Genomic DNA, 11871 nt, shown 5'->3' with positions numbered 1-11871 from the left:
GATTAAATTACTCATCTTCATGTCAGATGGCAAGCCGTGAATACACGGCTGTCGATGATGGTTACGATGTAGAGAAACAGGGGTATTTGAAACTTCACATGACGTCTTGAGTCTTTATATTTCTTATGCGAGCATTCGGACAGAGGAGGACAATCATGGTGTCGACACTGTCGCACATCAAGGAGATTGAGCGCGTCGCTATGGGCGGGGCGTCCGATCGTGATCGTCCTGTTATCCAATCCTGGCTGCGGTGTCTCAACGATTATCAGCTCAATCCTGCCCAGACGCAGGAAGCCTATATCGTGCCTGACACTCTTTTGCGGGAACATCGCGAACAGTCGGAAGAACTCATCCGGATCGGACGAACGGGGCTCGAAACGCTTTTCAGACAAGTAGCCGATCAAAGCTATGTATTGTTGCTATCGGATGCGCGTGGCGTCACCGTCGAGTTTATGGGCGATCCGACATTCGACAATCAGCTTCGAAAGGCTGGACTGTATCTTGGATCTGAATGGTCGGAAGACCGGGCTGGAACTTGCGCGGTGGGAGCCTGCATGGTGTCTGGAAAACCCGTCATCATTCACCAGGATGACCACTTCGATGCATGTCATATCGGCTTGACCTGCACAGCCGCACCAATCTTCGATACATTTGGTGATTTGTCGGCGGTTCTCGATATCTCGCAATTGCGGTCACCAACCGCGAAGGCGAGCCAGCAACTCGCGCTTCATCTGGTCGCTTCTACGGCACGGCGCATTGAGCTTGCCAATTTGATGACCAGAGCACATGAGGACTGGGTATTGCGGTTGGCGAAGCTGCCAGATTTTCTTGATGTTGATCCCGACGCCGCAGTTACGATAAACGGTAACGGCTTGATTACAGGAATGACGCATGGTGGCTTTGGCGTCGTTGCGCGAGGAATGGGCCTAAACAACGTCTCGACAAAAGACCTTGTTGGTCAGTCGATTTCAGATGTTTTTGATATCGACATTGACAAGCTCCCCGACCTGATGCGTGGACGCCCAAACGGCGAACGTCTGGTTCGTGCGCGTAATGGTCTTGCATTGTTTGCAAGCGCCATCGCTCCTGTCAGCAGTTTCAGGACGTCACCGGTCGTAGCATCGGTGCGGCTACCAGCAGCTTTGCGCCATTTGAGTTTCGGAGATTCCGCAATGGAAGCTCTTCAGGCTCGGGCTGCGAAATTGGCGGATCGTCATCTGCCGATCCTTATCAAAGGTGAAACCGGCAGCGGCAAAGAATATCTGGCACGCGCCATTCATGACAGCAGCGCTAAGCCCGGACCTTTCATTGCGGTGAATTGCGCGGCAATTCCCGAACAGTTGATTGAATCGGAACTGTTTGGTTATGTGCCCGGTGCTTTTACCGGCGCTATGCAGAAGGGCAAGATCGGCCTTATTGAAGCAGCTAACGGCGGCACTCTGTTTCTGGACGAAATCGGTGATATGCCACTCACACTTCAAAGCCGCCTGTTACGCGTTCTTTCGGAAAATGAAATACAGCCTGTTGGCGCATTGAAGCCGAAGCCAGTCAAATTCCGGCTTCTCTCGGCATCGCATCGCGACCTTGCGGGACTGGTCGCAGAAGGCCGTTTCCGCGAAGATCTGCTCTATCGGCTTAATGCTGCAAAACTGCAATTGCCGCCGTTGCGCCAAAGGCAGGATTTCGACCCTGTTGTTGATCATCTTCTACGACGCATCGGCGAGGAAGAAGGCGAAACAATCACGATTGATCGTATCGCACGAAAGGCCTTGGCGACCTATAGCTGGCCCGGGAATCTACGTGAACTTGATAATACCTTGCGTGTCGCAGCAGCGATTGCAACAGATGCAATAATCACGACGGACTGTCTGCCAGATCATTTTCAAGTCAATAGTGCTGCTTTAAATTTCCGCAGCGATGCGGACATCTTGCGTCGCCAGCTTGATGAATGCGGCAACAATATTTCCGCGCTTGCGCGAAAACTCGGGGTCAATCGGTCAACGATCCATCGCCGTTTGAAACTCTCGCACTGAGAATGCAACAGTTGCAACATGTGTTGCACTAAGACTGTTGCAGTTACTCCCTTCATAAGCTTCACTTTAATTAAAAGCATTAATAATCATACACATATGCCTTATCTCGCATTTGGCACGCAGCTTGCTCTCTCATTTAATGATGCAAATGGAGGAGTTATGTATGCGTGCTTTGCGCTTTTATGCTGCCAAGGATCTGCGTGTTGAAAACGTGTCGGCGCCAGCCGGTTCCGATATCGAGCCCGATCAGGTACTGATCGAAAATCGCTTCTGTGGGATATGTGGGACCGATCTGCACGAATATGCTTATGGCCCAATTTTTATTCCAACCGAACCACATCCGTTCACCAAGGCGGTCGCCCCACAAATTCTGGGGCATGAATTTGGCGGCGTGGTTAAAGCCGTGGGAAGTGATGTAACGCACGTAAAAGTTGGCGACCGTGTATCAGTACAGCCACTCATCATGCCTCGCGCGGGCGACTATTTTGCTGATCGTGGCCTTTATCACCTCAGTACCAGTCTGGCACTGGCGGGTCTTTCGTGGCACTCGGGCGGCATGGCTGAAATGGCGTTGTTGAACGCTTACAATGTTCAGCCAATCCCTGACGATCTTAGTGACGAAGAAGCAGCGCTCATTGAGCCAACCGCAGTGGCGGTATATGCCTGTGATCGAGGCGGCGTTACGGCTGGTAACAGCGTCCTTGTCACTGGTGCTGGGCCAATTGGTTTTTTGGTAGCAATGGCAGCGCGCGCCGCAGGTGCATCACAAATATTCCTCTCCGACCTGAACGACACACGTTTGCAGCTGGCACGTGAAAAACTTGGTGATGTTCGCACCATTAATCCAAAATCAGAAAATGTAGGTGAGGTGGTTCGCGCGGAAACCGAAGGTAATGTCGGTTGTGACGTTGCTATTGAGTGCGTCGGCAATGAGCACGCATTGAAGAATTGCACTGATGCCGTCCGTAAACAAGGCGTTGTGGTCCAGACGGGCTTGCACCCTCATGAGAACCCACTCAACTGGTTCGATGTTACATTCAAGGACATCGATATTCGAGGCTCGTGGGCTTATCCCACCCATTACTGGCCGCGTGTAGCCCGACTGATTGCAAGCGGTCAGATACCAGCAAGCAAGATCGTGACCAAAACAATCGCGTTGGAGGATGCAGTTTTTGAAGGCTTTGACCGGTTGCTTGATCCAGCGGGTACCCAGCTGAAAATCCTGATCGATCTGAAAAGATAACATTATTTCACTGTCGGGCTTGGGAGAGCCTGACACCAACTTCCATGGGAGGAAATTATAATGCTTGAGAAAACACCAACCGTGCTGGTTCAGACCTTTCTTGATAAGTTCGGCGCAGCACTTGAAGAGGGGCGGGTCGATGACGCCGTTTTGATGTTCGCTGATGATTGCTACTGGCGCGATCTCGTCGCCTTTACCTGGAACATCAAGACTGTAGAAGGGCACGATGAGGTGCGTGACATGCTGCAATCACAGTTGCAGCTGGTTAAGCCAACCAAGTGGCTCGTGGCCGCTGGCGAAGCCGCAACGGAGGCCGATGGCGTTACGGAAAGCTGGATAACTTTCGAGACTGATGTTGCACGCGGATATGGTCTTATTCGCTTGAAGGGTGGCAAGATATGGACCCTTCTTACGGTCATGTCGGAGTTGAAAGGACATGAGGAAAAATCTGGCTTTACACGACCACTTGGGGCAAAGCACGGTCAGGACCTGGGAGCCAAGACATGGAAGGAAGAGCGCGAAGAGGAAGCTCGAACACTTGGTTACGAGAAGCAGCCCTATGTGCTGGTTATAGGCGGAGGGCAGGGCGGCATTGCACTGGGAGCGCGTCTGCGTCAGCTCGGTGTGCCGACGATCATCGTTGAGCGCAACGAAAACGCGGGGGACTCTTGGCGCAAACGCTACAAGTCACTCTGCCTGCATGATCCGGTCTGGTATGATCATTTGCCATATATTGATTTTCCAAAAAACTGGCCGGTTTTTGCGCCGAAGGACAAGATCGGCGATTGGCTGGAATTCTACACCAAAGTGATGGAACTGAACTACTGGACACGCTCCACTGTCAAGTCTGCGCGATGGGACGAAGCGAAAAAGGAATGGTCTGTCGTCATTGATCGCGATGGCGAGACGGTCATTCTGCGTCCTAAACAGCTTGTGTTTGCAACTGGTATGTCCGGCAAGCCGAACATTCCAGGCATGAAAGGCCAAGACCGCTTCAGGGGGGAGCAACAGCATTCCTCCCGGCATCCGGGCCCCGATGGTTATAAGGGTAAAAAGGTTGTTGTCGTGGGCTCTAACAATTCGGCTCATGATATCTGCGCCGCACTTTGCGAAGCTGGCGTAGATGTAACGATGGTTCAAAGATCATCGACCCATATCGTCCGGTCTGAGCCACTGATGAAGCACGGGCTCGGCGCGCTTTATTCCGAAGAGGCTTTGCAAAACGGCGTCACTACTGCCAAAGCTGATCTGATATTTGCTTCACTTCCCTATCGCATTATGCATGAGTTCCAGAAACCCATCTATGACAAGATCCGCGAGATCGATGCTGATTTTTATGCAGCACTCGAAAAAGTCGGTTTTCAATTGGATTTCGGCGCCGACGGATCGGGATTGTTTCTTAAATATCTGCGGCGGGGATCAGGTTACTACATCGACATTGGCGCCTCGCAGTTGATTATTGACGGTAAAATCAAGCTTGCATCCGGACAGATAGAAGAGATTACCGAAAGCGCGGTCAAGCTCACCAATGGCACTGAGTTACCTGCCGATCTCATCGTTTATGCGACAGGTTATGGCTCAATGAACGGCTGGGTCGAAGATATCATTGACCGGGAGACCGCGGACAAGATTGGCAAAGTCTGGGGATTGGGATCCGAAACGCCAAAAGACCCTGGCCCTTGGGAAGGAGAGCAACGCAACATGTGGAAGCCCACCCAACAGGAAGCATTGTGGTTTCATGGGGGTAACCTGCATCAGTCGCGCCACTATTCCCAATACCTGTCGCTACAGCTCAAAGCCCGTATGGAGGGAATAGAAACGCCTGTCTATCAATTGCAGGCAGTCCACCATACCAAATAGCTCATTGCATTCGCGCGTGTTTATTGAGCACGCGCGAAGAACTACTCGGTCTGTGGCTCTTCAGATTTAATAAGCAGCTTATCTATTCGTCGACCGTCAAGATCGACAATCTCAAAAACCCAGCCATTTCTGCTGAAAGTTTCACCGACATCGGGCAGATGCTTCAACTCTTCAAGCACAAAGCCAGCGATCGTATTGTATTCGACATCATCTTCGATCGGAAAGCGCATGAATTCCGAAAACTCATCAATCGGCATCCAGCCCGAGACCAAATAAGAGCCATCAGCCCTACGAACGATGGCTTGCTCCTCAATATGATCTTCTTGCATGGCGCCAATGATGGCCTCCATCACATCGCCAGCCGTAATAACCCCTTCAAAATGACCGTATTCGTCATAAACGAGCACCATATGGGTTGGTGTGCCACGGATAGCTTCGACAACATCGAGCGCATCGGAAAAGTCAGAGACAACTGGCACTTCCTTGAGGAGGTTGCGAAGGTCAACTCTCCCTTGCAATGAAAGCTGATTGAAAAAATCCCGAGCTTGCAATACGCCGATTATTTCGTCCGAATTCTTACCCCTAACGGGGAGACGAGATCGATTGGACTTTTGCAGCTGATCCCGAATATCTTCAATATCGTCCTCAATGTCTATCATTTCCACATCAAGACGTGGCGTCATGAGTCCGCGTGCAGTACGATCAGCAAGGCGCATAACACCTGCGATCATCCGAGATTCTTCAGTCTCGATCACACCCGCGTTGTGGGCTTCGGCAAGTACGGTTTTGATTTCTTCGTCCGTGACACCGTCACTCGATTTTCCCGACTGGCCAAGCAATCTCAACACAAGCCGACCAGATGTATCCAGGAGCCATACCAGCGGCGCGGCAAACTTCGAAAGGATCGCCATACTGGGGGCTACGCGGCTCGCCATAAGTTCAGGTTCGCGAAGTGCAATCTGTTTGGGAACCAGTTCCCCTACGATCAACGAGAGATAAGTAATGGCCACCACGACCGAGCCTACGCCAAAAGCGTCAGCGACAGATGGGGACACACCTTGAGTTATGAGCCAGCCTGTGAGACGTGCACCGAGAGTGGCGCCCGAAAATGCTCCCGACAAAACGCCGACCAGGGTGATACCAATTTGCACCGTCGACAGGAAGCGCCCTGGATTTTCGGCCAGAGTTATGGCCATCTGAGCTCCTCGGCTGCCCTTGTCTGCAAGAACTCGCAACTTTGCGGGGCGCGAAGAAACGACTGCAAGTTCCGACATGGCAAGGACGCCGTTCAGAAGCGTGAGCAGCACGACAGTGATTATTTCAAAATACAATCTTGTTCCTCAAGAATGTCATCATAGGGCTTATAGAAACAAGTTAGCAGACAATGTATATAAAGGCGATAAAGAGGCTGGTAGTTCGCATTTCCGCCCGAAGACGGATACACGAACTATCTGTCGTCATTGCGGCTCATTTCAATTTGGGAAGTGAGCGCTCAAAACTCCGCTTTATAATCCAAGGCGCTTACGGAGTTCCGCATTCTCATTCCGAAGCTTTGTCGCTAAAGCCTTACGCAAACGCTGGTTCTCAGCTTCCAGTTCAACCAAAGCTTTGAGTTCGTCACTCTGCTGAACGGGTTCAACATGGTCCTTCGTTTCGGAAGCTTTCTTCCAATTATAATATGTCTGTTCGCTGATGCCAACTTTCGTCAAGGCCGTCTTAACAGTGGTATCGCTATTCTTCAGATCTTTGGAGATTGAGGCCAGTAATTTGGCGCGCTCGGCAAGGGTGTATTTCTTACGCGTCAATTTTGCTGCAGTGTTAGCAGAAGCGGCCTCTTGAGCTGGTACGCTTTTACGTGCCCGCGTTTTGGATTTAGCTCGCTTAGCCGGAGCAATGCTATCTTGCGAAGCTGTTTCCACGATTTCGTTGGTATCTTCAATAGCCATCGATTATCTCTCCTTTAATTGGTCGCTTGGTATTTTTGATTACGGGTTATCGTTAGTCAATGAGGGACTGCGCAATAACTTGATATTCAGTGAAGTCTACGGCACTATATAACGCAAAGATTGAAACTTTTGTTACTATGTTATAACGAACCAAAGTAACTATCGATGGCATGGAATTTCAACCTCACTAAGGATTATGGATATCAATGAAACACCCAACTCGAAACGTGATTGTCGAGTACAAGGGGCGACGCGCTCGAACAAATTCGAATTCTATGTGGGGGAATTTGGATCTCAAATCCATTGCACGTCAGATTGAGGATGATAGCGAACTTGGAGCCTCCGAGGCTCAAAACGTGGACAAGCAGTCCAGTAGTTCTCTAAGTGTTGATCAGGTGAAAGCAGAAGAACCAGTCGATTTGGAATTAGAACAATCAGCTTCGGCTGAAAGTTTAAGTGCAGAAGATGAGAAGCCGGTTGATCATGTTGATAAGCCAAACAAGCCTTTAAATCTGCGTTCTCAGAAGAAGCCTTCCGGCAACCGAGGGGTGAAAAAGATTGCACGCCAACAGCGTATAGATTTACCATTACCTTCAAGTACTTCTCGTCCAGATGCGGCCGTTCTACAATCGCTCCATGCTGAAAATATCCATTTGAAGAACTTGATGATTGCTAAATTGCGGTCTGAAAATGAAAAGCTGAAAACGATGCTCGCGAAATTCGACAATTAGAAGCATCGTAAGCAGTATGTACGATCTAAGCGTAACCTCTGATAGAGCAGAGGCTATTATCTGAAATCGAAGTAGGCTTTCTGATGTCTCGCATGGCCAATTTGGGACAATTTACGTGCGCACATCTGTCATGTGCGCCTTTTCCCGCTCGAGTAGTCGTCATTTGAGAGATGGTTCCATAAGATAGATTATGTGACTTACGTGTGTAGCCGGGTGGATTCCGGGTTGAAGTGCGACTTGCAAATGATAACAATGGGTTATCCAATGCAAGGAACTCGTCATGGAATACACCTACGCACATATTGATTTGGTGATGGTCCAATTGAAGCAATCATTGCCCTCGCCCATCACCATATGCATCGATCTAATCACTTACGAGATTTAAATTCCTTTTGATAGACTTCATCGGCCATTCGCCGTAGCGCGCGTCCGATTGCTGCATATTCATACTCATTGAGATTAGCGAGAGAGGCTCTGCCTGCTGGTTGCTGCGTTCCAAACCCTGTACCCGGCAATAAAACTATACCCGTTTCATCGGCAATCCTGAACAATAGCTCCGTTGGCGATATATTCTTCTTAACCCAGGCAGCGAAATCATCGCCGTAAAGGCGACGCGCAATGTCTTCCAGATCAAGCAATGTGTAATAATCTACGTCATTTACGTCTGACTGCGGCGGCAAACCGAGCTCCCGATAAAGAGCTGCCTCGCGATGGCGGATCAACTTCTTCAACTCTGATTTATAGGCATCCTGTTCATCCATAAGGCTGAAAAGGGAAAACAGAACCATTTGTACCTGTTGCGGCGTAGAAAGACCTGCAGTGTGGTTAAGAGCGATAGTGCGGCTGTCCGCTACAAGTCTGTCGATGAATTTAAGTTTGGAAACTTTCGGTACCAGAGACGAGTAGCGCTCATCCAATTCTTTTTTTGCCGACGACGGAAGGTCCTTCAGCTTTGTATCAAGAACGTTTTCTTTATGCATAGCGATTGCACCCAAGCGCCAACCCGTTGCACCAAAGTATTTTGAGAATGAGTATACTAGCATCGTATTATACGGACATATCGCGAAGATAGATTTAAAATCATCGGCAAAGGTACCATATACATCGTCTGTCAGAATAATGAGATCAGGGCGTTTTTCCTTGACGATTTTGGCAATCTGCTCCAATCCGCGTTGATCCATTTTTACAGATGGGGGATTACTCGGATTGATCAGAAAGAAGACTTTCACAGACTTATCAAGCAGTTTGTCGAGCTCTGCTTCGGGATATTGCCAGCCCTGTTTTGGATCGGCATTTATGTGCACTTCTTTCAGCCGATAATTATTCAACTCAGGAATTTCGATATAGGGTGTGAAGGCAGGCATGCCAATTGCAACAGTATCGCCTTCAGTAAGAATTTTGTTCTGCTTCAATGTATCAAAAATATATGTCATGGCGGCGGTTCCGCCTTCGACTGCGAATAGATCGATTTGGTCGGAGCTCATGTAGCCGCCGATCATTTCTCGCACGAGATAATGCTTTACAATCTCTTCGCTGATTTTCAGCATTCGCGGGGGCACGGGATAATTGCAACCGAGAATACCTTCCACCATTTCATGGAGATACTCAGATGGAGAAAGCCCCAACTGATCACGTACATAGGACAGTGAGCGCCCGAGGAACTGCACACCAGGCTGGTCACTGTTGTCGGAAATAAAGCGCTGGAACCGTCCTTCAATTCCTTCAATCTTGGGAAGTCCGCCGACACCTGTGGACAGGTATGAATAGGAAAGTTCTGCTTCGGAGACTGCAAAAAGACCCAACCGTAAAAAGGCCCGACGTGGAAGTGTGGCCAGAAAATTGGGATTACCGCGACCTGCATTGAGCATCGCATGATTTGCTTTGCTGGAGGCGAGACTTATAAGCGCGTCTTTGAGCTCAAACGGGCTCAGTTTCGCATATTTATTATAATCATTTTTCGCCATGATCTCATCCTCAGGAAAAAGCAACGACCAATGGCCCGAGCAAGGTCAGGAACACATTGGCAAGAGCGTAAGTGATTGCGAATGGGGTGGTCGGTATGGAATTTCCGGCTTTATCAAGAATCTCACCAAAGGCCGGATTCGCACTGCGCGAACCGGATAAAGCTCCGGCAAAAACAGCAACATTGTCGTATTTGAGAACATAGCGCCCAAACAACATCGTGATGATGAGGGGAAGAATGGTCACAACGACACCAATCAGGAAGATAGACAAGCCACTGCTGGCTATCGTCTGAACGGCCTGTAATCCTGACTGAAGGCCAACAACGGCTACGAACCCGGCAAGGCCGAGATCCCTTAAAAGAGTCGAGGCTCCGGTCGGCATATTACCGATTGTCATGTTTCGGCTTCGGTACCAGCCAAACAACAAGCCAGATAAAAGTGCGCCCCCTCCACTTCCCAAAGTAAGTGGAATTGAGCCGACCCGAACAACGGCAAGACCGATCAGAAGACCTATAGCAATTCCAAGTCCATGGAAGACAAAGTCCGTCTTGTCGCTGGCGACGATTACAGGACCGATCGACTGTGCAACACGCTGCAGATCTTGATCCGTTCCGTAAAGAGAGACCACATCGCCAGCCTTGATAACAGTGTCGGGATCTAGCGGGAGCGGCTTATCGGCACGCTTCACACCTACCACATAGATACCATGCCTAAGGTCTGAACTGATATGCTGTTTTATAGCCGCAACTGTTTTTCCTGCAAACTCAGGGGCTGTAATCGTTACGTCACGGATTGCGACAACGACCTCCATGCCATCGGATGATTGCAATTCGACCCCGATATCACCTCCAATTGCTACGACGCCTTTGCGGCGCCCGGCGATCAAAACGATGTCGTCGGCCTCGAGCCTCAAATCTCGTGCAACGCCAATAATCTCATTCGCACGTTTGACACGTTCAATCGTGATTGCATTATCGACGGATGTCTTCGCTTCGATTTCTGCAATGGTTTTTCCAGCCGCCTTGTCTATCCGATAGATGCGGCCGACCAGATCAGGCGCGGCCTCTTGTTCATTCGGCCCGAGCAATCGAATACCGGCAAGAAGCTCTGCTTCTGCTTTTATTGCGTCGTCGCGTATGCTGCGTCCCATGAGCTTCGGCAGCAGATTAACGCAAACGATGATTGCGCCAAACGATCCAAAGATATAGGTAACCGCATAACCTACGGCGACATTAGCCTGCAGCCGTTGAACTTCATCAGCAGCAAGACCCAGTTTTGAAATGGCCGAGCTGGCGGTTCCAATAATCGCAGATTGCGTTAGTCCGCCTGCGGCGATTCCCGCTGCAAGTCCTTTATCAAGGCCGAACATGCGCGCCAGAACAACAACCGTCACCAAGCCACTGATGGCAAGGACTGCAGCCATTGCGATCTCTCGAAGAGATTGCCGTCCAAGGGACCGAAAGAATTGCGGGCCGCTCTCAAAACCTACGGCGTAAATGAAAAGGGCGAAGAGTACTGCCTTCACCCCATTGTCTATCTGAACGCCCACCTGGCTAATCAGAACCGCTACGAGCAGTGAGCCGGCGACCCCGCCCAGTTGAAATTTTCCAAATTGTATTTTTCCAAGCGCGTAACCACCAGCCAGAGAAAGAAACAACGCTATCTCCGGTGCCTGCTGAAATATCGACTGAAGCCACTGCATACTGCCCTCCGCGTCATAATCAGACAAAGTTGAAGGGTAGTGCTCCATTTAAAAAAGGCAATAGAACTCGGTGCGCAGCGAAGTACCAGAGTATTGCGCCTCTCCGTTCATGTCGGTTCTGACTGCTATTTCAATTTAAAGACCCTGAGACGGGTGAAGTCGCAGGGCCTCAATTTCTGGGGACTATCCGCTCACCACTTTGTTCTGAAGCCGATTGTTGCTTTGAGGGCATAGCTGTCGGCGAAGTTGGTGAGGCTGGTGTTGATGGAGCCTTCACCATAAAGCGCGTATTTGTCATCCGCCCAGGCATAGGTGCCACCGGCTCCAAGCCCGCCCCAGGTCTTGTCATTACCGGTCCCGAACGTGGTCCCCGCAACCTTCACACTCATGTC

9 protein-coding genes are annotated in these 11871 nt (G+C 50.0%); 4 read left to right on the top strand and 5 right to left on the bottom strand.

Annotated features, from left to right (window positions below):
* Positions 1-155: 155 nt before the first annotated feature.
* The 3 genes from CEV32_RS01745 to CEV32_RS01735 all read left to right on the top strand — a co-directional run bounded on the left by CEV32_RS01745 (position 156) and on the right by CEV32_RS01735 (position 5136).
* Entirely contained in the window at positions 156-2033 is a 1878-nt protein-coding gene (locus CEV32_RS01745) for a sigma-54-dependent Fis family transcriptional regulator (protein ID WP_094573729.1), read from the top strand.
* A gap of 163 nt (positions 2034-2196) precedes the next feature.
* Positions 2197-3276: a 2,3-butanediol dehydrogenase gene (locus tag CEV32_RS01740; protein ID WP_094573728.1), complete on the top strand. Its 1080-nt coding sequence runs from the start codon at positions 2197-2199 to the stop codon at positions 3274-3276.
* 60 nt (positions 3277-3336) lie between these two features.
* Entirely contained in the window at positions 3337-5136 is a 1800-nt protein-coding gene (locus CEV32_RS01735) for an NAD(P)/FAD-dependent oxidoreductase (protein ID WP_167382720.1), read from the top strand.
* Between the two features lie 41 nt (positions 5137-5177).
* Here the strand turns inward: CEV32_RS01735 and CEV32_RS01730 are convergent, their stop codons facing one another.
* Together CEV32_RS01730 and CEV32_RS01725 are read right to left on the bottom strand one after the other, a co-directional pair.
* Entirely contained in the window at positions 5178-6467 is a 1290-nt protein-coding gene (locus CEV32_RS01730) for a hemolysin family protein (protein WP_094573726.1), read from the bottom strand.
* Positions 6468-6641: 174 nt separating this feature from the next.
* A complete protein-coding gene (locus CEV32_RS01725) occupies positions 6642-7082 on the bottom strand; it encodes a transposase (RefSeq protein ID WP_094573725.1) in 441 nt (146 codons plus the stop codon).
* A gap of 206 nt (positions 7083-7288) precedes the next feature.
* On the opposite strand from CEV32_RS01725, the gene CEV32_RS01720 reads away from it, so the two are divergent.
* A complete protein-coding gene (locus tag CEV32_RS01720; protein WP_143128776.1) occupies positions 7289-7813 on the top strand; it encodes a hypothetical protein in 525 nt (174 codons plus the stop codon).
* A gap of 368 nt (positions 7814-8181) precedes the next feature.
* On the opposite strand, the gene CEV32_RS01715 is transcribed toward CEV32_RS01720, so the two are convergent.
* From CEV32_RS01715 to CEV32_RS01705, 3 genes are all read right to left on the bottom strand, one after another.
* A complete protein-coding gene (locus CEV32_RS01715) occupies positions 8182-9777 on the bottom strand; it encodes a bifunctional aspartate transaminase/aspartate 4-decarboxylase (protein ID WP_094573723.1) in 1596 nt (531 codons plus the stop codon).
* Positions 9778-9787: 10 nt separating this feature from the next.
* Positions 9788-11479, bottom strand: coding sequence for an aspartate-alanine antiporter (gene aspT / locus CEV32_RS01710; RefSeq protein ID WP_094573722.1), 1692 nt, complete (start codon positions 11477-11479; stop codon positions 9788-9790).
* A gap of 191 nt (positions 11480-11670) precedes the next feature.
* Positions 11671-11871, bottom strand: a 201-nt coding sequence (locus CEV32_RS01705; protein ID WP_143128775.1) for an autotransporter outer membrane beta-barrel domain-containing protein, incomplete at its 5' end; no start/stop codon positions are given.

This window comes from Brucella rhizosphaerae (assembly GCF_002252475.1).
In the GTDB taxonomy this organism is placed as follows: Bacteria; Pseudomonadota; Alphaproteobacteria; order Rhizobiales; family Rhizobiaceae; genus Brucella; species Brucella rhizosphaerae.
This window is presented reverse-complemented; position numbering and strand designations above follow the sequence as displayed.